This window comes from Bacillus luti (assembly GCF_001884105.1).
Classification (GTDB): Bacteria; Bacillota; Bacilli; order Bacillales; family Bacillaceae_G; genus Bacillus_A; species Bacillus_A luti.
Genome location: NZ_MACI01000011.1, coordinates 57197 through 81226, shown reverse-complemented (window position 1 = coordinate 81226; position 24030 = coordinate 57197). Strand labels below are relative to the sequence as shown.

The 24030-nt window shown below is 36.0% G+C and carries 26 protein-coding genes and 1 riboswitch; of the genes, 15 read left to right on the top strand and 11 right to left on the bottom strand.

The genetic code is table 11. From position 1 onward, the window contains the following. Window positions 1-47 precede the first annotated feature (47 nt). From BAQ48_RS02985 to BAQ48_RS02975, 3 genes are all read left to right on the top strand, one after another. Entirely contained in the window at window positions 48-464 is a 417-nt protein-coding gene (locus BAQ48_RS02985) for a hypothetical protein (protein ID WP_000490298.1), read from the top strand. A gap of 98 nt (window positions 465-562) precedes the next feature. Next, window positions 563-1486 (top strand): RluA family pseudouridine synthase, encoded by a 924-nt coding sequence (locus BAQ48_RS02980; protein WP_000448369.1) that lies wholly within the window; start codon window positions 563-565, stop codon window positions 1484-1486. A gap of 91 nt (window positions 1487-1577) precedes the next feature. Next, a complete protein-coding gene (locus BAQ48_RS02975; RefSeq protein WP_071709913.1) occupies window positions 1578-2183 on the top strand; it encodes a DUF1648 domain-containing protein in 606 nt (201 codons plus the stop codon). 40 nt (window positions 2184-2223) lie between these two features. Here BAQ48_RS02975 and BAQ48_RS02970 read toward each other — a convergent pair whose 3' ends face one another. The 4 genes from BAQ48_RS02970 to BAQ48_RS02955 form a co-directional block, all read right to left on the bottom strand. Then, a complete protein-coding gene (locus BAQ48_RS02970) occupies window positions 2224-3045 on the bottom strand; it encodes a CAP domain-containing protein (RefSeq protein ID WP_071709912.1) in 822 nt (273 codons plus the stop codon). A gap of 464 nt (window positions 3046-3509) precedes the next feature. Continuing rightward, a complete protein-coding gene (locus BAQ48_RS02965; protein WP_071709911.1) occupies window positions 3510-4838 on the bottom strand; it encodes a (Fe-S)-binding protein in 1329 nt (442 codons plus the stop codon). Further along, a complete protein-coding gene (glcD, locus tag BAQ48_RS02960) occupies window positions 4835-6247 on the bottom strand; it encodes a glycolate oxidase subunit GlcD (RefSeq protein WP_071709910.1) in 1413 nt (470 codons plus the stop codon). Before glcD ends, BAQ48_RS02965 begins: the two co-directional genes overlap by 4 nt. Before the next feature lie 117 nt (window positions 6248-6364). Beyond that, window positions 6365-7480, bottom strand: a complete 1116-nt coding sequence (locus BAQ48_RS02955; protein ID WP_071709909.1) for a CdaR family transcriptional regulator — start codon at window positions 7478-7480, stop codon at window positions 6365-6367. A 136-nt stretch (window positions 7481-7616) separates the two neighbouring features. Here BAQ48_RS02955 and BAQ48_RS02950 point away from each other — a divergent pair, with 136 nt between their 5' ends. The 9 genes from BAQ48_RS02950 to BAQ48_RS02910 all read left to right on the top strand — a co-directional run bounded on the left by BAQ48_RS02950 (window position 7617) and on the right by BAQ48_RS02910 (window position 15773). Then, a complete protein-coding gene (locus BAQ48_RS02950; protein ID WP_071709908.1) occupies window positions 7617-8591 on the top strand; it encodes a YncE family protein in 975 nt (324 codons plus the stop codon). Then, on the top strand, window positions 8584-9255 hold the full coding sequence (locus BAQ48_RS02945; protein WP_000049883.1) for a response regulator transcription factor: 672 nt from the start codon (window positions 8584-8586) through the stop codon (window positions 9253-9255). Before BAQ48_RS02950 ends, BAQ48_RS02945 begins: the two co-directional genes overlap by 8 nt. A gap of 3 nt (window positions 9256-9258) precedes the next feature. Next, window positions 9259-10659 (top strand): sensor histidine kinase, encoded by a 1401-nt coding sequence (locus tag BAQ48_RS02940; protein ID WP_071709907.1) that lies wholly within the window; start codon window positions 9259-9261, stop codon window positions 10657-10659. A 227-nt stretch (window positions 10660-10886) separates the two neighbouring features. After that, the gene (locus BAQ48_RS02935) at window positions 10887-11576 is read left to right on the top strand and encodes a FadR/GntR family transcriptional regulator (protein WP_255291034.1); all 690 of its coding nucleotides are present in this window, start codon (window positions 10887-10889) and stop codon (window positions 11574-11576) included. 168 nt (window positions 11577-11744) lie between these two features. After that, window positions 11745-12464, top strand: a complete 720-nt coding sequence (locus BAQ48_RS02930; protein WP_000869143.1) for a (Fe-S)-binding protein — start codon at window positions 11745-11747, stop codon at window positions 12462-12464. Between the two features lie 16 nt (window positions 12465-12480). Beyond that, on the top strand, window positions 12481-13902 hold the full coding sequence (locus BAQ48_RS02925; RefSeq protein WP_000061934.1) for a LutB/LldF family L-lactate oxidation iron-sulfur protein: 1422 nt from the start codon (window positions 12481-12483) through the stop codon (window positions 13900-13902). Further along, window positions 13902-14612, top strand: a complete 711-nt coding sequence (locus BAQ48_RS02920; RefSeq protein ID WP_071709905.1) for a LutC/YkgG family protein — start codon at window positions 13902-13904, stop codon at window positions 14610-14612. The genes BAQ48_RS02925 and BAQ48_RS02920 overlap by 1 nt, the downstream gene beginning before the upstream one ends. A 112-nt stretch (window positions 14613-14724) precedes the next feature. Next, window positions 14725-15447, top strand: coding sequence for a prepilin peptidase (locus BAQ48_RS02915; protein WP_071709904.1), 723 nt, complete (start codon window positions 14725-14727; stop codon window positions 15445-15447). Window positions 15448-15461: 14 nt separating this feature from the next. Continuing rightward, window positions 15462-15773: a cyclic-phosphate processing receiver domain-containing protein gene (locus BAQ48_RS02910; RefSeq protein ID WP_071709903.1), complete on the top strand. Its 312-nt coding sequence runs from the start codon at window positions 15462-15464 to the stop codon at window positions 15771-15773. 27 nt (window positions 15774-15800) lie between these two features. On the opposite strand, the gene BAQ48_RS02905 is transcribed toward BAQ48_RS02910, so the two are convergent. From BAQ48_RS02905 to phaQ, 7 genes are all read right to left on the bottom strand, one after another. After that, on the bottom strand, window positions 15801-16652 hold the full coding sequence (locus BAQ48_RS02905) for a formate/nitrite transporter family protein (protein ID WP_071709902.1): 852 nt from the start codon (window positions 16650-16652) through the stop codon (window positions 15801-15803). Window positions 16653-16854: 202 nt separating this feature from the next. Next, a complete protein-coding gene (locus BAQ48_RS02900; RefSeq protein WP_000383330.1) occupies window positions 16855-17649 on the bottom strand; it encodes a TerC family protein in 795 nt (264 codons plus the stop codon). A gap of 90 nt (window positions 17650-17739) precedes the next feature. Beyond that, window positions 17740-17905: riboswitch (yybP-ykoY riboswitch) on the bottom strand. 38 nt (window positions 17906-17943) lie between these two features. Beyond that, window positions 17944-19263: a TrkH family potassium uptake protein gene (locus tag BAQ48_RS02895; RefSeq protein WP_071709901.1), complete on the bottom strand. Its 1320-nt coding sequence runs from the start codon at window positions 19261-19263 to the stop codon at window positions 17944-17946. A gap of 114 nt (window positions 19264-19377) precedes the next feature. Continuing rightward, a complete protein-coding gene (locus tag BAQ48_RS02890) occupies window positions 19378-19563 on the bottom strand; it encodes an alpha/beta-type small acid-soluble spore protein (protein WP_000241212.1) in 186 nt (61 codons plus the stop codon). A 146-nt stretch (window positions 19564-19709) separates the two neighbouring features. Further along, the gene (locus tag BAQ48_RS02885) at window positions 19710-20153 is read right to left on the bottom strand and encodes a MaoC family dehydratase (protein WP_071709900.1); all 444 of its coding nucleotides are present in this window, start codon (window positions 20151-20153) and stop codon (window positions 19710-19712) included. A 101-nt stretch (window positions 20154-20254) separates the two neighbouring features. Continuing rightward, a complete protein-coding gene (gene phaP / locus BAQ48_RS02880) occupies window positions 20255-20779 on the bottom strand; it encodes a polyhydroxyalkanoic acid inclusion protein PhaP (protein ID WP_071709899.1) in 525 nt (174 codons plus the stop codon). A gap of 42 nt (window positions 20780-20821) precedes the next feature. Further along, window positions 20822-21274 (bottom strand): poly-beta-hydroxybutyrate-responsive repressor, encoded by a 453-nt coding sequence (phaQ, locus tag BAQ48_RS02875; protein WP_000939954.1) that lies wholly within the window; start codon window positions 21272-21274, stop codon window positions 20822-20824. Window positions 21275-21472: 198 nt separating this feature from the next. Between phaQ and phaR the strand changes: the two genes are divergently transcribed. The 3 genes from phaR to phaC all read left to right on the top strand — a co-directional run bounded on the left by phaR (window position 21473) and on the right by phaC (window position 24020). Further along, complete coding sequence (gene phaR / locus BAQ48_RS02870; protein WP_000566958.1) at window positions 21473-21955, top strand: polyhydroxyalkanoic acid synthase subunit PhaR; 483 nt, start codon at window positions 21473-21475, stop codon at window positions 21953-21955. Between the two features lie 153 nt (window positions 21956-22108). After that, window positions 22109-22852: an acetoacetyl-CoA reductase gene (locus BAQ48_RS02865; protein ID WP_000250412.1), complete on the top strand. Its 744-nt coding sequence runs from the start codon at window positions 22109-22111 to the stop codon at window positions 22850-22852. A gap of 82 nt (window positions 22853-22934) precedes the next feature. Next, window positions 22935-24020 carry a class III poly(R)-hydroxyalkanoic acid synthase subunit PhaC gene (gene phaC, locus BAQ48_RS02860; protein ID WP_000206837.1) on the top strand — a complete coding sequence of 362 codons (1086 nt, stop codon included), beginning with the start codon at window positions 22935-22937 and terminating at the stop codon, window positions 24018-24020. The last annotated feature ends 10 nt before the right edge of the window (window positions 24021-24030 follow it).

Below are 24030 nucleotides of genomic sequence, written 5' to 3'. Positions count from 1 at the left end.
TGCAAATAGTATGTGATAAGAACAATACATACAAGTAGGTGAAGGCAATGTTTCGTTATTTTAAGTTTAAGTTAAATGATACAGTACAGTTTGCTGAGAACGATGGGCATATGTATCGCATTGTCGGTTATCGGTTAGAAAAAGGATTTTATCCAAAGGATGAATGGACTCATATTATTTATGAACTACTTAGGGAATTTGACGGGTACACGATGGATGCAGAAGAAGAGGAACTTGTAAAGGTTATTCAAGTAGAGGACGAGTATTATAAAATACAAGAAGTATCAGGCTATCGTTATCCAGTAAAAATGAAGCAAAAACACCAAGTGATGAAAGTGGAAAAGATGGATGATTTATTAGATACGTATAACGACTATAAACGATTGGCGGATTTCTTTAAAGATTTAACGTATGAACAGAAAGCTGAAGAAGTGTTGCAAGAAATGAAAAGGCTTAGAGCTTGAGGGACAGTCTACTATAAGACTGTCCTCTATTTTTGGCGGTGCATCAAAGTGTGTTTTCCGTTACAATGAGAGAATCAATAGAAATAAGGTGATACAATATGGAAACAAAGAAAAAGGGCGAATGGTGCGAAATGACTGTTCCAGCTACATGGAATGGTATAAGTATCGAATCGTTATTAAAAGTAGAATGGGAAATACCGAAAAAATTATTACATCAGCTTCGTATGGAAAAAGGTGTTACTGTTAACGGGGAACAGAGAAGATGGAATGAACCTTTAAAAGAGGGTGATAAATTGCAAGTTCATATGTTTATGGAGGAGGAGTACGGTGTAGATCCCGAATATGGTGAGTTACATGTAATATTTGAAGATGATCACGTACTCATCGTCAATAAACCAGAGCAAATGGATACGCATCCTGCTGAAAAAGGTGGAACGGGAACACTTGCAAACCTTGTTGCCTTTCATTTTCAAATGCAAGGTTTAGAGACGAAGGTTCGTCATATTCATCGCTTAGATAAAGATACAACAGGTGGTGTTGTATTCGCAAAACATAGAATTGCGGGTGCAATTATGGATCGTTTATTAATGGAACGGAAAATTAAGAGAACGTATGCGGCGCTTGTTGAAGGGAAAGTAAAAAAGAAGCAGGGAACAATTGATGCAGCCATTGGAAGGGATCGACATCATGCTACGAGACGTCGTGTTTCTCCAAAGGGAGATGAAGCTATCACTTACTATAAAGTAGAAAAATACTTTAAGAAGCAAGATATAACATTTGTCACGTTACAATTAGAAACCGGTAGAACACATCAAATTCGTGTTCATATGAGCTATAATGGTAATCCGTTAGTTGGGGATGTATTATATGGTGGACAAACGAAATATATGTCAGCGCAAGCGTTACATGCAATGAGAATTAATTTCCTACACCCAATTACGAAAGAAGAGATAGAAGTTGATGTACCATTTCCTACAAAATTAAACAATACGATGAAAGAATTTCAAAGAGTGAATGCGTAAAATGTAAGTTTAAAGTTGAGAAAAGTAGATTTTTGCAGGAATTTCTCTAAAAGAAGCGAAGCCGTTAAGAGAAAAGAGAGGTGAGAATCACTTGGTCAAATATAAATATATACTAGGCGTATGTTGTGCTTGTCTCTTAGTTACTCTATGCCTCTATCCATATTTACCAAACCGTATGGCAGTGCATTGGAATGAAAATGGCGGGCCGAACGAGTTTATGAGTAAACAAGTTGTAGTATTATTTATTCCTTGTCTTATTATTTTCTTACATGGATTCGTGTATATTATTTCACATAATATATATAAGTTTAATGAAAGAGAGCATTTCATTATAAGTGGATTTATAAAAACGATTACTTTATTTATGTTGTTTATCCATATGCTCATTCTCTTTATTAATTTTGGAAGCATTATATCTTTTCAGACAGGACTAACGATTGGGATTAGTATGTTTCTTTTTATGCTTAGTAAAGAGTTTAAAAAGGTGAAGAGCACGGAGAAAGATCCAATTAAATTACAAAAGATTCGTTTAGTGAGTAGGCGGATTTTTCAAGGGATGTCATGTGGTATATTATTTTCATTGTTTTTGAACTTGAGATGGGGATTTTATGTGTTACTTAGTGTAATAAGCTGTGGTTCTATTTTGTTTATGTTCTACATTTTATACTCATATATAATAGAAAGTTATGAAACTTAAAAAAGAGTCTTCTCGTTATGAGAAGACTCTTTTAATCTATTTACTTCGTAATAAATTGTTGTGTCCAGTAGTTACCGTTTTCTACATAGCCAACACCGATGTGAGTGAAGCCATTATTTAAGATGTTTGCACGGTGTCCTGCACTGTTCATCCAAGCTTGTACAACTTCTTCAGGTGTACGTTGGCCTTGAGCGATGTTTTCACCTGCAGATGTATAAGAAATACCAAATTTCTTCATCATGTCAAACGGAGACCCGTATGTAGGGCTGTTATGATCAAAGTAGTTATTTTTTTGCATATCTTCAGATTTAATACGTGCTACTTTGCTTAATTCAGTATCGATTTTTAGTGCTGGTAAGCCTTGTTTTGTACGCTCAGCGTTTGTTAATTCAACAACGCGTTGTTCGAACTCACTTAAAGATTTTGCTTCTTCAGCAGGCTTTTCGGCAGGTTTTTGTGTTTCGTTTTGAGTGTTATTATTTTCAGTTGGTTTTGAAGCTTCTGGTTTTTGAACTTCTTCAGCAGGCTTTTGTTCAACAGGTTTTTGCTCAACAGGCTTTTGAGTTTCTGGCTTAGCTGTTGGTTGCTCAGTTACAACATTTTCAGTAGGTTGTTGACCAGGAACGAAGCAGTTTGGTTGGAAGTTAGCTTGTTGCCATTGTGCTAATGATTCAACTCCCATAGATTGTAAGAATGCTTGTAATTCTTGTTGGCTCATTTGCTTCATCATCACTTTTGAATGCTGAATATTTTGAACCTTTATGTTAGATGGTTGTACTGTTGCAGCTTGTGCATCTAAAGATGATACTCCTAGAGTAAGAGCTGTTGCAGCAGCTACAGATAATAAAACACGCTTTTTCATGATGTGTGTCCCCCTATATAAAGTTTTAATTTGTTTTCACACGATTTGTTTTGACAGCCGGTCTGACTGACAAATTCATCGTAGCACACAATTTAAGAGAAAAAAGATGGAAAAAAATTCATAGACTTTAAAATTACCTAATTTATCCTAAGGAGAGAAAAGGGGAGAAATAAGAGAAACATAGAGTATAAAAGGAATTTTCAGCATTTTTATACTTGGTTTTAAGAGTGCTTTTTTGGATAAATCTACCTATGTTAAAAATGAGGAATCCCATTGTATCAGTGGTTTGAGCGTTTTTTTGAGGAATATAATGGATTGATCTTTACAAAACTGTAATGTTTCTGTTGTTCTTTTTTATAATAAAGTAACATATTTTTAATGTTGTAGCGGACAAAAAAGCGGCTATCTCTTTACATAGACGAAGGAGATAGCCGTTTTCCTATTATTACGTATGTTACGAGTTATTACGAGTTGGTTTCAATTGCTTCTAATAATAGATCTACAATGTGAATTCCTCTCATTTTATGAGAAATGCCTTCACGTTCAATACCTAGTTTCATTTGTAATAGACAACCTGGATTTGCAGTAACGATGGTTGCTGCGTCTGTTTCATGTACACGGTCCATTTTGTAATCTAGAAATTCCATTGATAACTCTGAATGAACGATATTGTAAATACCAGCAGAACCACAGCAGCGGTCTGCATCTTTCATTTCACGGTATGTTGCGCCTTGGATGGCTTCTAATAACATACGAGGTTCAGAAGATGTTCGCATAACATTGCGTAAGTGACATGAGTCTTGATACGTAATGATTTGTGGCGCGAGTCGTAAGTCATTTCGTTTATGGAAATCTAATTCTACTAGTATAGCAGTAATATCTTTAATTCTAGAAACAAACTGCTTTGCGCGTTCAGCCCATTTTGGATCATCTTTTAAAAGATAATCATAATCTACGAGGTAAGCTCCGCAACCACCTGCATTCGTAATAATATAGTCGATGTTTAAATCTTCGAATGCTTTTATATTTCGTTTCGCTAATTCTTTCGCTCCACTCTTTTCACCAGCATGCCCATGTAGTGCCCCGCAGCAGTTTTGTGTTTTAGGAATAACGACATCACAACCAGCTAACTGAAGAAGTTTCATCGTTGCGTTATTTGTTTCTAAAAACATCGTATCCATTAAACAGCCTGTGAAGAATGCTATTTGTTTCTTCTTTGTACTTTCAGCAGGTAAAAATGCAGGACGATCTTTCATTGCTTTCATTTTAGGGACTTTTGGTAAAACAAGATCCATCGTTGCAATTGTTTCAGGGAATAACTTCATAATACCTGTTTTATGTGTTAGCGTTTGTAAACCAGAACGCTGGTAAAATCCAATTAATCCTGTTAATGTTCTCATTCGATTTTGATGCGGGAATAGCCCTTCAAACACGACTTTACGAACAGCTCTCACTGGCATTGAGAATTTTTTATTTTGATTAATAATATCACGAGTTTCTTCTAATAAATGTCCATAGTTCACACCAGATGGACAAACAGGTTCGCAAGCACGACAGCCGAGGCAGACGTTTAATGTATTTTCAACATCTTCATCTGGCTCAATTAAACCATCAACGACTGCTTTCATTAGTGCGATACGTCCGCGTGGTGAATGTGATTCTTTATAACCTGATTGAATGTAAGTAGGGCAAGTTGGTAAACAGAAACCACATCGCATACAATTTAGTAGTTCATCTTCGCTTAATCGTTCTTTAAATTCCTTTTGAATGTTTTCTTTATTTAATGTGGTCATCGCTCAACCACCACTCTTTTACGAGAGTCTTTCGCGAACATTTTTCCAGGATTCATAATGTTGTTTGGATCGAAAGCTTGCTTTATACCTCGCATAGCTGTAATACCTTCTTTACCTAATTTCATTTCTAAGTAGGGAGCTTTCATCGCACCGACACCATGTTCACCAGTAATCGTGCCACCAAGTTCAATTGCTTTCGCAAATATTTCAGCAAAGGCTTGTTCAGCACGGTGCATTTCTTCTTCATTGCGGGCATCTGTCATACAAGTTGGATGTAAATTACCATCACCAGCATGTCCAAACGTACAAATAGGAATATTATATTTTTTTGCAATCGCATTAATAGCTTCAACCATCGGAGCGATTTGTGAACGTGGTACAGTTGCGTCCTCTAATATGGTAGTAGGTTTTAGTCTTGCAAGTGCTGATAAAGCACTACGGCGTGCTGTACGAAGGGCGTCTGCTTCTGCTTCATCTTTTGCAACGCGAACATCAACTGCGTTCATAGAGCGGCAAACGTTAGCCATGTTTTCGATATCTCGATTAACAACTTCAGGTGGACCGTCTTGTTCAATTAGTAAAATTGCTTTCACGTCAGTTGGTAAGCCGATTTGTGCAAACTCTTCCACAACTTCAATTGTTGGTTGATCTAAAAACTCAAGTGTCGCTGGAATGATTTTATTTGCAATAATGGAAGAAACAGCACGGGCAGCCTCATTAATATCTTCATAGAGCGCGAGCATCGTTTTCTTCGTTTCAGGCATGGGAACAAGTTTTAATATCGCTTCGGTCACCACACCAAGTGTTCCTTCAGAACCGACAAATAGACGCGTTAAATCGTAACCTGCTACATCTTTTGCTAATTTACCACCAGTACGAATAATATCGCCATTCGGTAAAACAAGCTCAAGTCCCATTACATAATCACGTGTTACGCCATATTTTAATCCACGTAAACCACCTGAGTTTTCATTAATATTTCCACCGATTGTAGAAATCTTCATCGAACTTGGATCTGGTGGATAAAATAATCCTTTTTCCTCAACCGCTTTAATAATATCAAGTGTAATGACACCCGCTTGAACAGTAATTGTTAAATTTTCTTCATCAATTTCTAAAATGTTGTTCATATGACGGAAAATAAGGACGATACCGCCTTCAAGTGGACATGTCCCTGCGCAAAGATTCGTTCCAGATCCGCGAACGTACACAGGGATTTTGTGAGTGTTACATACTTTTAACACTTCAGCTACTTCATTCGTATTACGAGGAGCAACGACTGCATCAGGCATTGCTTGAAAATTTGGAGTGGCATCATAACTATAAGTTAAACGGCCCATATTGGATGTATCTACATTATCTTCGCCAACAATGGATACGAATGAATCAATAATTTGCTTTTCTAACATTGGAAATCCCCCTCAAACTGTTAACGTATTTAGTTATTATAAAAAACGTTGTAACAGTGCTTTCATTATAATGATAAAAAAGTCAGGGGATTCTTTCTATGTATAATCATCTGAAGATTACTCTTTTTTATCAATCTTTTTTGTATGATTATCTAATAAAAGGAGTGCGAAGTATAAAACATTTAAATCTTTAAATTGTTTCGGGTCGAGTTCTGTATACTCCTCAATCTTTTTAAGTCTGTAGTGCAATGTGTTAATGTGTATATGCAATTGCTTAGCTGTCTGTTTATAAGATTGGTTATAATCGATAAATAAGCGTAAAGTGTGCATAAGCTCAGGAGATGATAGTAAGTTTTCGATAGTACGCTCTAGAAACTGTTCCCGCGTTTCGGCAGAAATATCTTGTAAGCACATTTCTAAACGTAAATCTTCATTAAATACAATATTTTTCGTTTCAAGTGATACAGAAAGAGCTCGTAATGCTTGTTCGTATGAGATGTTCATATCGCTTGGCGTAAGTGTTTGTCCAATCCCGATATATATAGGAATTGAAAATAAAGTTTCACAGTCTTGTTTTAACCGTTTTAAAAATTGGTAAGTTTGCTCTTTGGAACGCATTGCTGTAAATAAAATGAAGCGATCATTTCCCCAACGAACAAATAGATGTTCCTTTGTTAATGTATTGCGTATATGCTGCCAAATTTTACGTTGGAGCATCGTGTCATTTTGGCCGATGGAGAACAAAATAAGCTGTTTCTTCTTATATAAATCAATGCCAAGTGTTTTTGCACGATCGAGAAAACTAGGAGACCAGTCTGTATTTTGAAGCCAATCAAAGACAAATGCTTCATACGAACGATGCTCAAGTTCTAGTTGTTCTAAAAAGTAGTTTTCATGAATCAATAGTTCGGTCATCTTACGTAATATTTCGCCGTACTGTGAAATGTTTTCTGGTTCTCCAGTGATGCCAATGACACCGATTACTTCATCATGAAATAGTAAAGGAAGATTCATCCCAGCTTTTACGCCTTGTAGTCGCTGTTCATCTTCTTTTGTAATGATGACAGTTTTCTTTTGTTTCGCGCAGCGGAGTGCACCTTCATGAAATTGACCGATTCTTTCTGCATCTGTACTAGCGATAATAACACCTTGTATATTAATGATAATAATATTTTCTGTAATTAGTCTGCGTACTTCCCGTACAATTTTATTCGCTAAATCAGGAAAAAGCATAATTGACACACCTCAAATTCTATTTGTTGTACATTATATATGTAAATGAGGTAAGAAAGGAAAATTTCACACTTTCCACACATTTATTTGTTATTTTACAATTATAACGAAATCATCCGAAGATGGAGGGAATCTTTTGAGAAAGTATGTTTTTCTTCTCTGTTTTTTATTTCTATTAGTAGGGTGTCAAGGAAGTTCATATACACCGATTGCTAAAGATAAAAATGTTATTATAACAACGAATATAAAAGAAGGTAGTATTAGTTTTATTGATAAACAAACAAAAAAGCTAATTACGACATGGGAACTAAATGAGCCGATGGCAGGAATTGCACTCCTTCCAAATCGCGAGGAAATACTTGTATATGGCAAGCAGTTAGAGTACATGTATGTATATTCACTAACAGAAGGAAGGCAAGTGGAAAAATATAAAACTGGAAAAGGTATTGTGAATGTAGTCGTATCAGAAGATAAAAAGCAATTATTTGCTGCCGATCAAACTGCTCAAAGGGTAAGGTTCTTTACGATAAAAGGAAAAGAGACAGGGAGTGTATCGACAGGAAAAGGGCCAATAACGATGGTAGAGCATCATAACCAATTATCTGTATTAAACTTTTATGATACGAAATTAACGACAATTGATACAAAGACAAAAGAAATTATACAGTCCTTTATGATTCCACCAGCATCAACTGGAGCGACGGTTAGTCCTGACGGGAAAGAAATATGGATTGGCGGACATGGTGATGGAAATCAAGTGAATGAGAAAGTATTGGTGTATTCTTTACAGAGTGGCGAAATGTTGCGTTCTTTACATGCCCCTTTTATGCCTGTAAATATAACGAAGGATAAAAAGTACGTATATGCATTAAGTCATGGTTCGAATACACTTAGGGTGTTTGATAGTGGCACATATATAGAGGTAGCTTCTGCTGAAGTAGGATCAAACCCATTTGCATTTTTGAAAAGTGGAACAGAAGGGTATGTAGCCAGTTATGACAGTGATGAAGTGTGTGTTATGGATATGAAGAATATGAAAATAAAAGAAACAATTAAAGTTGGAAAAGGACCGTTTCAACTAATAGAGAGGGAGGGGAAGGATAATGAGTAAATATAGAGTGCTAGTTGTAGATGATGAAAGTGATATGAGACAACTTGTAGGAATGTACTTAGATAATTTCGGATACGAATGGGGAGAAGCCGAAAATGGAAAAGAGGCTCTTACAAAATTAGAATCGGATCATTATGATTTCGTTGTGCTAGATATTATGATGCCTGAAATGGATGGACTGTCAGTTTGTAAAGAAATTAGAAAAACGTCAGATGTGCCAATTATATTTTTAACGGCAAAAGGTGAAGAATGGAATAGGGTGAACGGCTTACGTATGGGAGCAGATGATTATATTGTAAAGCCGTTTAGTCCTGGTGAATTAATTGCTCGTATGGAAGCTGTGTTAAGAAGATATACAAAGCAAGAGCAGCAAGAGGAAATTCAATTTGGACCGATCCTTATCAATGAAAAAAGTAGGCGAATTGAGGCGAATGGTGAACCGATTTCTCTTACAGTAAAAGAGTTTGATTTACTATATTTTCTTTGCCAACATACAGGGCAAGTATTCAGCCGGGAGCAATTACTGGAAAAGGTATGGGGATATGATTATGCCGGAAGTACAAGAACAGTAGATACACACGTGAAAACGATGCGTTTGAAGCTTGGAGAAAGTGGAAACTACATTCAAACGGTTTGGGGTGTAGGTTATAAATTTGAGGTGTAACATATGTTTACAATGGTACAAAAGCTTTGGCTTACAGTAGTATGTGCAGTATGTGTAACAGTTTCCTTTCTTTATTTTGTGTCTTTATATTCGTATGAAAAACTATACGTTGATAATGTAAAAGACTCATTAGTAATGGAAGGTAAAAATCTTGCAATGCAATATGATAAGCGAGAAGGAATATCAACTCTTGAAGAGAAAGTAAGAGCATTTGATCAAATATCTAGTTCAGACGTTCTTTTCGTTTCCAATCCACGTGATTTAAGCGCATGTTTGCCGTTTGATGTGCATCATCATTCTCTTATAAGTGAAGACGATCGGCAGACGTTGTTAGATGGAAAAACTGTCACAAAGATAGGATATGAAGAACATTTTGATCGTAATATTATGGGTGTTGTCATCCCTGTTTTAGAAAATAAAAAATTAGTTGGAATTGTATATTCTTATATTTCTTTAAAAAGTATAAAAGACTTAATATATGATATGGGTCTTATTTTAGCCCCATTAGCAATTGCTATGATTTTACTTACAATATGGATTGGTAGAAAAATTATTATTGCCATTACGAAGCCGCTTTCGCAAATGGAACGGGTTGCGAATCATCTGGCTACTGGGGATTTCTCGGAGCGGATTACGGTTTCTTCAGAAGATGAAATTGGACGATTAGGAAAAGCGTTTAATAAAATGGCGAATTCTTTAGAAACAGAAGATGTAAAACGTAAGGAGTTTTTAGCGAATGTTTCGCATGAACTTAGAACTCCCCTTAGTTATATAAAAGGGTATAGTGAAGCTATTTTAGATGGTGTGGCGAAGGGGCCGCAGCAGGAAAAGGTAACGCATCTCATCCATAAAGAAGCAGATCGCATGCAGCGTCTTGTACATGATTTATTAGATTTAGCGCAATTAGAAGGGGAACATTTTCCACTTAAGAAGCAACCTATCGTTTTTTCACAACTTATTGAAGACGTATTAGACACGTATGAAATTAAGTTTATAGAAAAGAAAATTCGTATTGCAACAAATTTAGATCCAGAGATTATTGTAATGATTGATGAGGATCGTATGCAACAAGTGCTTCATAACGTGTTAGATAATGCGATACGATATACGAATCAAAACGGGGATATCACAATAACTCTAGAGAAAATAGACGATTATTGTGAATTGAAAATAAAAGATACAGGAATAGGAATTGATATAGAGCATTTAGACAATCTTGGTGAGCGTTTTTACCGAGTTGATAAAGCGAGAAGTCGTCAACATGGCGGAACTGGTTTAGGACTTGCTATTGTAAGGCAAATTGTTCATATACATGATGGGCAGTGGAGCATTGAAAGTGAAAAAGGGAATGGAACAACAGTTATTATTAAATTGAAGGTACAGGATGAGGAAGGCATGTTCTAATTTTTAGGGCATGCTTTTTATATTGAAGACAATAGTTATACGTAAAGATATAAATTAATATGTAAAAAATATCGGAATTTTGACGATTTTATGAACAAAACATTTGTACTTCTTACCAATTCGTTCTAAAATAGTTATGATGCAAAGTTCTTATAAATCGTTTCAATTGTTGTTTGGAAGATACTGAGGTGATTTAACTGGAGTACAAATCTATTAAACCGAAAAAAATTTACGAAGAAGTATCTGAAGCTATTTTAACAATGATTAAAAATGGTACATTAAAACCTGGTGACAAACTACTTCCTGTGCATCAATTAGCTGAGCAGTTTCAAGTTGGCAGATCTGCTGTTCGTGAAGCACTAAGTGCGCTAAGAGCGATGGGCTTAATTGAAATGAAACAAGGAGAAGGTACATATGTGAAGAATTTCGATTCTTCTTCATTAACGAAATCATTAAACAATAGATTATTAATGAAGAAAGAAGATATTTTGAATTTATTAGAAGTACGAAAGGTGCTTGAAGTGGGGGCAGTTCGAGCAGCTGCGGCAAAACGTACGGAAGATAATTTACAAAATATGAAGCATTGGTTAGATGAAATGGCAAAGAGCATTGGAAATGAAAAAGCTGGTGAAAAAGCAGATTTTCAGTTCCATATGGGAATTGCGGAGTCTTCGCATAATAACATTTTGCTTGAACTCATGAATCATGTTTCAGAGATGATTGCTGAAACGATTGGTGAATCAAGACGCATTATTTTATATGGTGAACAAACAACATCAGAACGACTTATAGAAGAGCATCAAGTTATATATGATGCGGTGTTAAAGCAAGATGTAGAATTAGCGCAGCAAGCAATGCTAGACCATTTAACAAATGTAGAACATATTGTCACAGGTAAAACAGATATAAATTCGTAATTTAATCTTTTAAAAATCTAATTTTCTGATAAAATAGAGAGAGATTAAGTAAGCGTTTTCTTTAGAAGAGGGAGAGGATAGGCCATGGTTGAGCCTACTTCTTCTTTTCTTAGTCATCTGATGACCATACGTTTGTTGGTGGAGTTGTAAAAAGGGGGAGTAATAATTATGAAAGTGACTTTATTTGTTACTTGTTTAGTCGATATGTTTGAAACGAACGTCGGCAAAGCAACAGTTGAAGTGTTGGAGCGTTTAGGTTGTGAAATTGAATTTCCAGAAGCACAAGTTTGTTGTGGTCAGCCTGCTTATAATAGCGGCCATGTAGAAGCAGCAAAAGAAGCAATGAAGCATATGATTGAAACTTTCGAAGATGCAGAATATATCGTTACGCCATCCGGTTCTTGTGCGACAATGTTTCATGAGTATCCGCATGTTTTTAAAGATGATCCGAAGTGGGCTAAGCGTGCACAAAAAGTTGCTGATAAAACATATGAATTTACACAATTTATTGTAGATGTTTTAAAAGTTACAGATGTTGGTGCAAGCTTACCAGGGATAGCTACTATTCATAAATCTTGTCATATGACACGTCTGCTTGGAGTAAAAGAAGCACCAGGCATTTTATTATCAAACGTAAAAGGATTAACTGTGAGAGATTTGCCAAACGTGCAAAATTGTTGCGGGTTTGGGGGAACGTTTTCAGTTAAAATGACTCCAATTTCTGAGCAAATGGTAGATGAAAAAGTAGATAGCGTAATGGAAACAGGTGCTGATTATTTAATCGGTGCAGATTGTGGGTGTTTGTTAAACATTGGCGGACGTATTGAACGTTTAGGAAAAGAAGTAAAAGTAATGCATATTGCTGAGGTACTGAATAGTCGCTCATGAAGGGGGAACATAAGCTATGTCTATGAAAATCAGTGAGAAAAAATTTAATGATCGCGTAGGCGATGGAATTCAAGATTCGTTTATGCGAGGTGCGGTATCGTCTGCACAAACACGTTTATACACGAATCGATTAAAAGCAGCGGACGAATTAGGAAACTGGGAAGAGTGGCGTGAATTAGGTGAACAAATTCGTCAACATACGTTAGAAAATCTTGATTATTACTTAACACAGTTAAGTGATAATGTAGCAAAAAGAGGCGGACACGTATACTTTGCGAAAACGAAAGAGGAAGCTGCAAAGTATATTCAAGACGTTGCGAAAAAGAAGCAAGCGAAAAAAGTAGTGAAATCAAAATCGATGGTGACAGAAGAAATTAGTATGAACCACGCGCTTGAAGAAGTTGGTTGTGAAGTGTTAGAGAGTGACTTAGGAGAGTATATCTTGCAAGTAGATAACGATCCACCTTCACATATTATCGCGCCTGCGCTTCATAAAAATAGAACGCAAATTCGTGATGTATTTAAAGAAAAGCTTGGCTATGAAAATTCGGACGATCCATACGAAATGACAAAGTTTGTTCGTAAACAACTTCGTGAGAAATTTATGGATGCAGAAATCGGTGTAACCGGTTGTAACTTCGCTGTTGCAAATACGGGTTCTCTTTGTTTAGTAACGAATGAAGGGAATGCGGATCTTGTTATGTCGATTCCGAAAACACAAATTGCAGTAATGGGTATGGAACGTATGGTTCCAACAATGGAAGAATTAGATGTCTTAGTTGGTTTACTATGTCGTAGTGCAGTAGGTCAAAAGTTAACTAGTTATGTAACAGTAGCAGGACCAATTCAAGAAGAGGAAGTTGACGGACCGGAAGAGTTTCATTTAGTTGTTGTTGATAATGGACGTTCTCAAATTCTTGGATCGGAATTCCGTTCAGTATTGCAATGTATTCGTTGTGCAGCTTGTGTTAACGTGTGTCCTGTATATCGTCATGTCGGTGGACATTCATATGGATCTATTTATTCAGGACCGATTGGTGCGGTATTAACACCACTTCTAGGTGGATATGATGATTACAAAGAGCTTCCTTATGCATCTAGTTTATGCGGAGCATGTACGGAAGCTTGTCCGGTAAAGATTCCGTTACATGACCTATTATTAAAACATCGTCAAGTGATTGTTGAGCAAGAAGGACGTGCACCACTTGCAGAAAAACTAGCGATGAAAATGTTTAGTATGGGTGCTTCTTCAGCTGCTTTATATAAAATGGGGTCAAAAATGGCACCGGCAGCAATGAGTCCATTTACATCTGGTAATCGTGTATCAAAAGGTGTGGGGCCACTTAAAAACTGGACGGACATTCGTGAATTCCCAGCGCCAAGTAAAGAACGATTCCGTGATTGGTATAAAGATCATAAGAAAGGCGGCGATCAATAATGACAGGATTAATTCAAAACCGTGAGTCCTTTCTAGATAATATTGCAAAAGAACTTGGACGTGAGCGGAAAACGGAAGGTGTAAAGCGTCCAGCATGGAAAAGTAATGTGAATGTAGAAACGCTAAAAGATTATTCACAAGAAGAATTGTTAGAAGTATTTAAAAAGCAATGTACAAACATTCATACAACTGTCGTGGAAACGACAAATGATCGTTTGCATGAAGACCTTCAAAAAGTAATCATGGAAAATGGCGGGGGACCTATTTTATTATCAGCAGATGACCGTTTTGATGCATATGGTTTAACATCTTTCTTTAAAGAAGAACTTCCAAAGCGAGATATTGAAGTGAATGTATGGGATCCTGAGAAAAAAGAAGAGAATATGCGTATCGCGGAAAGAGCGAATATTGGAATTGCATTTAGTGATTATACTTTAGCTGAATCTGGTACGATTGTTGTACAAAGTCATAAAGGCCAAGGTCGTTCTTTACACTTTTTACCGACTGTATACTTTGCTATTATTCCACGTGAAACACTTGTGCCTCGTATTACACAAGCAGTTCAGGATATGAACACACGTGTAGAAAATGGCGAGGCAGTAGCATCTTGTATTAACTTTATTACAGGACCAAGTAACTCGGCAGATATTGAAATGAATCTTGTTGTCGGCGTACATGGACCATTAAAAGCAGTATATTTCATCGTATAAAAAGGGGAAAGCAGGCCAGAAAATGGCCTGCTTTTTTAGTAGAATAAAGGATAATATGAAGTAGAAGTTCTCTCCTTTTTTTGCTATGTTCTTTTGGAAAGGAGAGGAAGGGATGTTCACTTATGTATATGCACTGTTAGCAGGGATGGTGTTTGGTTCTTTTTTTATGGTAATCGCAATGAGGGTTCCTGTAGGTGAATCTATTATTACACCGCGTTCATATTGTCACTACTGCAAGTATACGTTACAGCCGAAAGAACTGATTCCAATCATTTCATTTTGTATGCAGAAGGGCCGTTGTACGAATTGTAAAAGAAAAATTTCAAGTTTATACGTAGTATTTGAATTTCTTACAGGGAGTTTATTTGTTCTTACTGCATATGTAATTGGAATAGAACGAGAGCTTATTCCTATTTTATCGCTCTTTTCTTTACTTCTCATTATTTCCGTTACAGATTTAGTATATATGCTAATACCTAATCGTATTTTAATTTGGTTTGCATTTTTGATTACTTTAGAATGTATTTTTGTACCATTAGTTACTTGGATAGATAGTATAGTTGGTAGTGGAATCATTTTTATTTTGTTATATTGTGTGCGAAGGATTTATCCAGAGGGTCTTGGCGGAGGGGATATAAAACTACTTTCGTTACTTGGATTTATAGTAGGAGTGAAGGGGATTTTTATCATTTTATTTTTAGCATCTTGTTTTAGTCTTTGCTTTTTCGGGATTGGTATTGCATTAAAACGTATAGAAGTACGAAAGCCAATTCCGTTTGGTCCTTTTATTAGTCTTGGGGCAATCTGTTATGTATTGGTCGTATATTCAAAGTAGAGAGGACATAGAAAATGAATGTATATATGGATGATCAAAGAAGTTGCCCGTTCGGATATGTGCCCGCAACGACAGTAGAATGTGCCTTGCAAATGGTTCGGGATTATGATGTGAATATTCTTTCCCTTGATTTTAACATGGGATGGCGACAGAGTAATGGGCTTGATTTCGTAGATGCTTTTTGTGAAGAGCAATTATATGTTAAGGAAATTCACTTTCATACAAATGATGTCATTGGTATGTATAAGATGAGACAAAGAATAGAAAGAGGGAAAGAACAAGGAGAGATTGAAGTCAATATTATTGTGAAATATGTGGGGAGCTAAAAACTCCAAAGTAAAACTTTGGAGTTTTTAATGTTTCATATGAGCTTGTAAAGGAATGATTTCCTCTGTTTGAACTGCTGCTAATTCAGTTTCTTCCTGCTCAACAGTAGGTGCTTTCTTTGTTAAGTAATGATAAACCATACCGACAAATACGGAACCGCCAATAATGTTACCGATTGTAACAGGAATTAAGTTATGAATAGCACCTGCAAAAGAAATTGACTCGGGATGTGGTGAAACTAAAGATAAAGCAAACAGAGATAAGTTTGCAATGCTATGTTCGTAACCAGATAAGAAGAATGTGAAAACGAGTAGCATCATCATCATAATTTTTGCTGTATCACCTTTAACTTGAGAAGGTAAGAAACAAGCAAGACATACAAGCCAGTTACATAAAATTGCTTTAAAGAATAATTGCATTGTAGGTGTATTCATTTTTCCTTCAACGACTTTATTCATGAAATGACCGTGATCGATTGCTTCGAAAATGCCAGTTGCGTAAAATAGTAAAGCAAAGAATAAAGCGCCAGCTAAATTGCCTGCATAACAAGCGACCCAGTTACGAAGTGTATCAGAAATTGTTGTTTCTTTTCTTAAAGTTGCTACAGTGAAGTACATTGTGTTTCCAGTAAACAATTCAGCACCGCCATATATAATAAGTACGAGGGCAATTCCGAAAAACATGGAAGCAACTAAATAAGTTGCTGGTGAATCTGCAATGTGAAAAAAGTTACCTAATTTAAAACATAGTACAATAATAAAACCGATATAAATACCCGCAAGTGCGGCACGGATGAAATATTGCATCGGGTTTGTATCTAGCATTTGTTTTTTGCTCTTAGCCAGTTTGACAACATAATCTAATCCTTGTTCTAGCATGAGTAATACGCTCCTTTAGTACATCATCTATAAATACTCCTTATATGAATAAAGTACATGGAATTGTTCACAGTTTCAATAAGTTTGTGCAATGTTTCACAAAAAGGACATACATATATTAAGAAAACGTTTACAAAAGGTAGTATAATGGAATTTTTTCTGGACATTGAGAGAGGGAATGGAAAAAGAAAAAGCGCTGTAATTACAGCGCTTTTTCGTCTAAATTCTTTTCTACTTTTACTTCTACTTCTTTCGAGAAGAACCAACCACCAACAGCGATTCCGACTAATACAATCCAGAATGTAAGCTTCCATGGTGTAGATTCTGGGAATGAATGCGGAAGGACACCTAAAGCAGGGTGTGCTAACGTATAAATTGCTAATTTCACACCAACCCAACCTACAATTAAGAATGCTGCAGTTTCAAGTCCTGGTTTACGTTTTAATATTTGTACGAAAGCAGTTGCGGCAAATCGCATTATAACTAACCCGATAAGTCCACCTGTAAAGATAACGATAAATTGACCTGTATCAAGACTACCAATCGTACCTAATCCTGTTTTCGGTAAAGTTACTGCTAGTGCAACAGCCGCTAAAATTGAATCAACAGCGAAGGCGATATCAGCAACTTCGACTTTAAATACAGTCCACCAAAAGTTCTCTTGTTTTTTCTTTTCTTCTTTTTCTTCGGTTTCTTCATCCGTATTCTTTTTAACATACGTTTTAAATAAGTGATTACCAGCGATAAACATAAGATAAAGGGCACCGATTGCTTGCACCTGCCATACATCGACTAAGAATGAGATCATAAATAACGATCCGAATCGGAAAACAAATGCCCCCGCTAATCCATAAAATAGTGCTTTTTTACGTTTTTCTTCTGGTAAGTGTTTTACCATAATTGCAAGAACGAGAGCGTTATCAGCCGCTAAAATCCCTTCAAGTGCAATTAGGATGAGTAATACCCAACCATACTCCAATAATAATGATACATCCATGTACATTCTCCTCTCATTTCTATAAGTACTAAATAAGTGAAGAATTTCCCCACTATTTAGCTTCCCCATACTCCTGCCTATTAACGCTGGAAGAATTTGGTAATGAATACAAAAAAGACCTCTGCCGTTAATAGGCAAAGGTCTTGCTAGACATATGTAATGAAAATGCCAACAAAGCCGGAAGAACTAAGTTCTACGTAATGACGACTTTGTTTCCAAGAAAAATTCTTGGACGCTACTCCCCTTTGGAGATATGCTATTGTATTCTCATTATATGGATAATTTATACGGTTGTCAACCTGTTAAAATATCTTCATTCGGATATTTTATTTTCCGGTTCTTTTTACGTGCAAAGGAAAAAGCCAATGTTAAAGGTCCCATTTTCCCAAAAAACATCATAAAGATAATAATAGCTTTTCCGATCATAGTTAAGTGGGGAGTTAAATTCATACTGAGACCAACAGTACCAAATGCTGAAAATACTTCGAAAGCACTCATCAATAGAGGAACACGCTCAGTAATACTTAAAATTAAAATAGCAAAAAAGATAAATGAAATGGAAATAATAGTAATGGTTAATGATTTGACAATGAGAGTATCTTTAATAGATTTTTTAAACACGACAATATCATCTTGCTCTTGTAAAAATTTAAATACGCCAAAAAACATAATTAAAAATGTCGTTAACTTAATTCCACCACCAGTTGAAGCGCTACCTGCACCAATAAACATAAGGAGCATCATTAATAGTAGGGAAGGTTTGGATAATGCAGAAATATCAACCGTATTAAACCCGGCAGTTCGCGTTGAAATTGCTTGGAAATAAGCGGCCATTCCTTCTTCAAAGGGAGTAAACCCTCTCATAGAAAGGGAGTTATGGAACTCGAATATAAAAATAAACAAGGTAGCAATAATATTGACGATTAGAGTAGAAGAAAGCATAAGTTTTGAATGTAAAGTAAGGTTTTTAAAGTTTTTCTTTCTTTTTATATCTACGATTACTGTAAAACCAATCCCGCCTAAAATGATGAGAGAGGAAATAACAAGATTGACAAGAATACTATGGGAATGGGACATTAAGTTATCACTCCACACAGAAAAACCAGCATTGTTAAAGGCTGAGATTGAATGAAAAAAGCTATAATATAGCCCTTTAGCAATCCCGTATTTTGGTACCCATTCAAAAGAGAGAAACAAAGTAGCGATACATTCGACTGTAAAAGAGAATAAAAATAATGCTTTGGCAAGACGAATGACGCCGCCAATATTCGTTTGATTTAACGCTTGTTGCAGTAAAATTCGGTTTTGAAGCCCGATTTTTCTGCCAAGCATAATGGCAATTAAAACAGCAAAGCTCATAATACCAAGACCGCCCACTTGTATAAGCGTTAAAATGACACACTGTCCAAACAAAGTAAATACTTTTCCAGTATCCACAACACCAAGCCCAGTAACAGTACAAGCAGAAACGGTTGTAAATAAGGCATCGAGCCATGAAATAGACGTTGTTGTAGCAATTGGTAATTTTAATAAGCATGTGCCCACAATGGATAACACAATGAAAGATAAAGTAAGAACGCGGGGAGGACTCATGCTAATATTAATCCGTTTCATGTCACATATCGCTCCTTTTGGTTTGCTTTTACTAGTATGTGAAAAAGCGCTATTATGTATGTTGAAAATAGAAAGAGGCAGAGAATATCTGCCTCTAAGCCATATGTTATAGTATTATCCACGTAATTGTTGTTGAGCTAAAGCAACAAGGCGTTTTGTTACTTCCCCGCCAACTGAACCGTTAGAGCGAGATGCTGTATTAGAGCCTAAGCTAACACCGAATTCTTGTGCAATTTCATATTTAAATTGTTCAAGCGCTTGTTCTGCACCTGGAACTAGTAGTTTGTTTGTTTTTACCATGTTGATACACATCCTTATGAGTAGTCCAGTTTAGCGAATCACTATTTAAACTGGTAACGTTATTTTATGTGGAAACGATGTGTTCATACCCGGAAGTAATCGGTGTGATTAGAAGTTCTTGGATAGAAAAAAGAGTAGCAAATTTGCTACTCTTTTTTCAGTATTGTCGCTGTACCTTCTACGACAATATCGCCTGATTGATTATAGATGTTTGTTTGTAATGTAATGATTTTTTTATCATCCCGTTTTTTAATAACTTCTGCCACTACACGAAGTGTATCGCCGATTTTGACAGGAGCACGGAATGAAACGTTTTGAGATAAGTAAATCGTATTTTTGCCTGGGAGTTTCGTTCCAAGGATGGTAGAAATAAAACTGGAAACGAGCATGCCATGAGCAATACGTTCTTTAAACATTGTCGTTTTTGCAAACGAATCTAAAATATGAATGGGATTGACATCACCAGTCAATTTTGCAAAATTGATAACGTCCTCATCCGTAATTTGTTTTGTTAAAGATGCTTGATCACCGACTTGAATCTCATCATAACGAAGCTCCGGAACAGTTTGTGCTTCTTGAAATGGATTCATTTTGTCCTCCTTCTTTTCCATATCGAAAAATGCCAGCCATCTTGATGTAGTAGGAGGAAGAAAGAGTTTTGTTTGTGCTGCGGTTAGTTGCCACATTTTTCTTACTTGATGGAAGTAAATAGATTTTTTGAGTTTTCCTCGAATTGCTTTGCGAGTTCTAGTTGTTTGGCCTTGAACTCTCCCAAAAAAACTTCTAACTGTTTTTGAACCTCTTCACGTTGCGTTTGTTGTTGTTCGATAAAGTGTTTTGTTGTTTCTTCAAATTGACCACTAGTTTGAGTAAGAATTGACAGAGATGTTTTCGTAGGAGAAACAGTAAGTTGGTGCATTTGAGTAGAAAGTTCATTCCATTTTTCTTGCCACTCGTTAATTTGATCATTTAAGGAGTTCCCAGTTAATTGCTTCACGTAATCCGTATATTGGTTATTGAACTGAGCAGTGAATTGTTGTAATTCTTTTTCTAGCTCATCTACTCCTGATGTTAATTTATGCAGAGCGTCTTGTTGTTGTTTTAACGTTTCTAAAGTAAGTTGTTCTAATTGTTTCCCAGCTGAAGAGAAAAGGGAAAGAGATTGAGACCAGTTTTTCCAAAATGCATCGACTAATTCGTATGGCTTAGTTTCCATTGTTTGACCCCCAAATGTTTTTTTGCATATTGTGAACGCAGATTACTCTGCTGTACCACCAGGTGAAGATGAAGAATCCTTTTCATCCTTTTCTGGAGAAGTAGAAAATGGAAAGAATGCATTGGTGTATAACGTGAAAAACGTCCGCAGCATATTTTGGTAATGCTCAAAAGAAGTTGCACATGTTGTTAAATATTGCTCTCCATATTCAGTTAAAGAATAAATCCTTTTTGCTGGCCCTCCATCGCTTGTATCCCAAGTAGAAGAAATAAGGTTTTCTTTTTCTAATTTGCGTAGTGTTCGATACACATTACCTTGGTCAACAGAAGAAAAGCCGATATCCATTAGCATTTGAATAAGTTTGTAACCATGAAGACTCCAGTCTTTTAGACAGAGAAGTAAGAAGGGAACTAAGAAGTTTTTTGGCATGGAGTTTGGTTGTTTCGCTTGGTTGTTTTCCAAACTTTCGCGTTGTTCTGGTTCATTTTGTAGCATGATTGTGCATCACCTCATGAATCAGTAAGATGGAATTTTTTGCTTATAAGTGCAATTTACACCTATCTGTTTTTAATGTCAATACATTTGTTGGAAAATAAAGAAAAATAAAATATAGGGTTGAAGTTTTATTCAGAATATTAGAAAATAGTGAATAGGTTGAATTGTTTCAAAAACGAAAAAGGGAGTGTAGGTAAAGTGATTGATCAAAAATTCGATCCACTACAAGCATGGAAAAATGCTTATGAACAAACCGAAACATTTTGGGGAAAAGCGCTCAATGAAACAATTAAAACAGAAGAATATTCTGCTTGGATGGGCAGCGTTCTAGATTTGAATTTGTTTTATCAAAAAGCATTAAATGATACGACAAAAAGCTATTTAGAACAAGTAAACGTGCCGACAAAAGAGGATATTGCAAGAGTGGCTACGCTTGTTATTAACTTGGAAAATAAAGTAGATAACATTGAGGAGTTTCTAGAGGAGAAAGTAGATTCTTTAGGACAAGCTCCTACATTAAAGCGTGATGTTACGAAAGTAAAACAAGATATGCGTACGTTAGAAACGAAAGTTGATCAAATTTTAGAATTGCTAGAAAAGCAAAATGCGGTACTAGCTAAACTACAAGTACCTGTAAAAGAAGAAGTAAAGCCTGCGAATAAGCCGGAAAATAAAAAATGATAAAAGCGTTTGTTTATAACGTGTAAGAGAGAGAGGGAGAATCTCTTTTTCATGTATAAACAACGAAACATAATTAATATATGGACTCTATTCATATGAGTACCAAAATGATTCATAACAATCGTTCACAAATTCATTTAAGGGGGAAAAGAAATGGTTCAATTAAATGGCAAAGTAGCAATTGTAACAGGTGGGGCAAAAGGAATTGGAAAAGCAATTACAGTAGCATTAGCACAAGAGGGCGCTAAAGTGGTTATTAATTATAATAGCAGTAAAGAAGCAGCTGAAAATTTAGTAAATGAACTAGGAAAAGAAGGACATGACGTTTATGCAGTTCAAGCGGATGTTTCTAAAGTAGAAGACGCAAACCGTCTTGTAGAAGAAGCTGTGAATCATTTTGGTAAAGTTGATATTCTTGTTAATAATGCTGGTATTACAAGAGATCGTACATTCAAAAAGTTAAATCGTGAAGATTGGGAGCGCGTAATTGACGTGAACTTAAGCAGTGTATTTAATACGACAAGTGCGGTACTTCCATACATAACAGAAGCAGAAGAAGGAAGAATCATTAGTATTTCTTCTATTATCGGTCAAGCTGGTGGATTTGGACAAACAAACTATTCAGCAGCGAAAGCAGGTATGTTAGGATTCACAAAATCATTAGCGTTAGAACTTGCAAAAACAAATGTAACTGTAAACGCAATTTGCCCAGGATTTATTGACACTGAAATGGTAGCAGAAGTACCGGAAGAAGTGCGTCAAAAGATCGTTGCGAAAATCCCGAAAAAACGTTTTGGTCAAGCTGATGAAATTGCAAAAGGTGTAGTATATCTATGCCGTGACGGTGCGTATATCACAGGTCAGCAATTAAATATTAACGGCGGATTATACATGTAATGAAGTAAGAAAAAAGTGCATATCCATAGCAGGAATGCACTTCTTTTTTTAGAAAGAAATCGACCGAAAAGGAGATAGAAAAATGACTACATTCGTAACAGAATGGGAAAAGCAATTAGAGTTGTACCCAGAAGAATATCGCAAAGCATATCGTCGTGTGAAAAGAGCGAGTGAAATTTTATTACGCGAACCAGAACCACAAGTTGGTTTAACACCGAAAGAGGTTATTTGGACGAAGAATAAAACGAAGCTGTATCGTTACATTCCAAAACAAGAAAAAACCCAGAGAGTACCAATCTTATTAATATATGCTCTTATTAATAAGCCATATATTATGGATTTAACTCCAGGAAATAGTTTAGTGGAATATTTAGTAGATCGTGGTTTCGATGTGTATATGCTGGATTGGGGCACATTTGGTTTAGAAGATAGTCATTTGAAATTTGATGATTTCGTGTTCGATTATATTGCGAAAGCAGTGAAAAAAGTAATGCGAACTGCAAAATCGGACGAGATTTCTTTACTTGGTTATTGCATGGGTGGAACGTTAACATCGATTTATGCAGCACTTCATCCGCACATGCCAATTCGTAATTTAATTTTCATGACAAGTCCTTTTGACTTCTCTGAAACAGGATTATATGGTCCTTTACTAGATGAAAAATACTTCAATTTAGATAAAGCGGTTGATACATTCGGAAACATTCCACCAGAAATGATTGATTTCGGAAACAAGATGTTAAAGCCAATTACAAACTTTGTTGGTCCATACGTTGCTTTAGTCGATCGTTCAGAAAATGAGCGCTTCGTCGAAAGTTGGAAATTAGTTCAAAAGTGGGTTGGCGATGGTATTCCGTTCCCAGGTGAATCATATAGACAGTGGATTCGTGATTTCTATCAAAATAATAAACTGGTTAAGGGTGAACTCGTTATTCGCGGACAAAAGGTAGACCTTGCAAATATTAAGGCTAATGTCTTAAATATTTCCGCAAAGCGTGATCATATTGCTCTGCCATGTCAAGTAGAAGCTTTACTTGATCATATTTCTAGCACAGATAAACAATATGTATGTTTACCAACAGGACATATGTCTATCGTTTACGGCGGAACAGCTGTAAAACAAACATATCCGACGATTGGAAATTGGCTTGAAGAGCGTTCAAATTAAAAATAAAAAA

What these genes read in the sequence shown, in the direction of transcription:
- BAQ48_RS02900 (WP_000383330.1), bottom strand. Translation starts at nt 17,649, where the DNA reads ATGGATGTATCATTATTATTGGAGTATGGTTGGGTATTACTCATCCTA.
- phaC (WP_000206837.1), top strand. Translation starts at nt 22,935, where the DNA reads ATGACTACATTCGTAACAGAATGGGAAAAGCAATTAGAGTTGTACCCA.
- BAQ48_RS02865 (WP_000250412.1), top strand. Translation starts at nt 22,109, where the DNA reads ATGGTTCAATTAAATGGCAAAGTAGCAATTGTAACAGGTGGGGCAAAA.
- BAQ48_RS02915 (WP_071709904.1), top strand. Translation starts at nt 14,725, where the DNA reads ATGTTCACTTATGTATATGCACTGTTAGCAGGGATGGTGTTTGGTTCT.
- BAQ48_RS02890 (WP_000241212.1), bottom strand. Translation starts at nt 19,563, where the DNA reads ATGGTAAAAACAAACAAACTACTAGTTCCAGGTGCAGAACAAGCGCTT.
- BAQ48_RS02885 (WP_071709900.1), bottom strand. Translation starts at nt 20,153, where the DNA reads ATGAATCCATTTCAAGAAGCACAAACTGTTCCGGAGCTTCGTTATGAT.
- BAQ48_RS02965 (WP_071709911.1), bottom strand. Translation starts at nt 4,838, where the DNA reads ATGACCACATTAAATAAAGAAAACATTCAAAAGGAATTTAAAGAACGA.
- BAQ48_RS02925 (WP_000061934.1), top strand. Translation starts at nt 12,481, where the DNA reads ATGTCTATGAAAATCAGTGAGAAAAAATTTAATGATCGCGTAGGCGAT.
- BAQ48_RS02905 (WP_071709902.1), bottom strand. Translation starts at nt 16,652, where the DNA reads ATGCTAGAACAAGGATTAGATTATGTTGTCAAACTGGCTAAGAGCAAA.
- phaP (WP_071709899.1), bottom strand. Translation starts at nt 20,779, where the DNA reads ATGGAAACTAAGCCATACGAATTAGTCGATGCATTTTGGAAAAACTGG.
- BAQ48_RS02895 (WP_071709901.1), bottom strand. Translation starts at nt 19,263, where the DNA reads ATGAAACGGATTAATATTAGCATGAGTCCTCCCCGCGTTCTTACTTTA.
- BAQ48_RS02910 (WP_071709903.1), top strand. Translation starts at nt 15,462, where the DNA reads ATGAATGTATATATGGATGATCAAAGAAGTTGCCCGTTCGGATATGTG.
- BAQ48_RS02945 (WP_000049883.1), top strand. Translation starts at nt 8,584, where the DNA reads ATGAGTAAATATAGAGTGCTAGTTGTAGATGATGAAAGTGATATGAGA.
- BAQ48_RS02920 (WP_071709905.1), top strand. Translation starts at nt 13,902, where the DNA reads ATGACAGGATTAATTCAAAACCGTGAGTCCTTTCTAGATAATATTGCA.
- BAQ48_RS02985 (WP_000490298.1), top strand. Translation starts at nt 48, where the DNA reads ATGTTTCGTTATTTTAAGTTTAAGTTAAATGATACAGTACAGTTTGCT.
- BAQ48_RS02970 (WP_071709912.1), bottom strand. Translation starts at nt 3,045, where the DNA reads ATGAAAAAGCGTGTTTTATTATCTGTAGCTGCTGCAACAGCTCTTACT.
- phaQ (WP_000939954.1), bottom strand. Translation starts at nt 21,274, where the DNA reads ATGCTACAAAATGAACCAGAACAACGCGAAAGTTTGGAAAACAACCAA.
- BAQ48_RS02955 (WP_071709909.1), bottom strand. Translation starts at nt 7,480, where the DNA reads ATGCTTTTTCCTGATTTAGCGAATAAAATTGTACGGGAAGTACGCAGA.
- BAQ48_RS02930 (WP_000869143.1), top strand. Translation starts at nt 11,745, where the DNA reads ATGAAAGTGACTTTATTTGTTACTTGTTTAGTCGATATGTTTGAAACG.
- BAQ48_RS02940 (WP_071709907.1), top strand. Translation starts at nt 9,259, where the DNA reads ATGTTTACAATGGTACAAAAGCTTTGGCTTACAGTAGTATGTGCAGTA.
- glcD (WP_071709910.1), bottom strand. Translation starts at nt 6,247, where the DNA reads ATGTTAGAAAAGCAAATTATTGATTCATTCGTATCCATTGTTGGCGAA.
- BAQ48_RS02980 (WP_000448369.1), top strand. Translation starts at nt 563, where the DNA reads ATGGAAACAAAGAAAAAGGGCGAATGGTGCGAAATGACTGTTCCAGCT.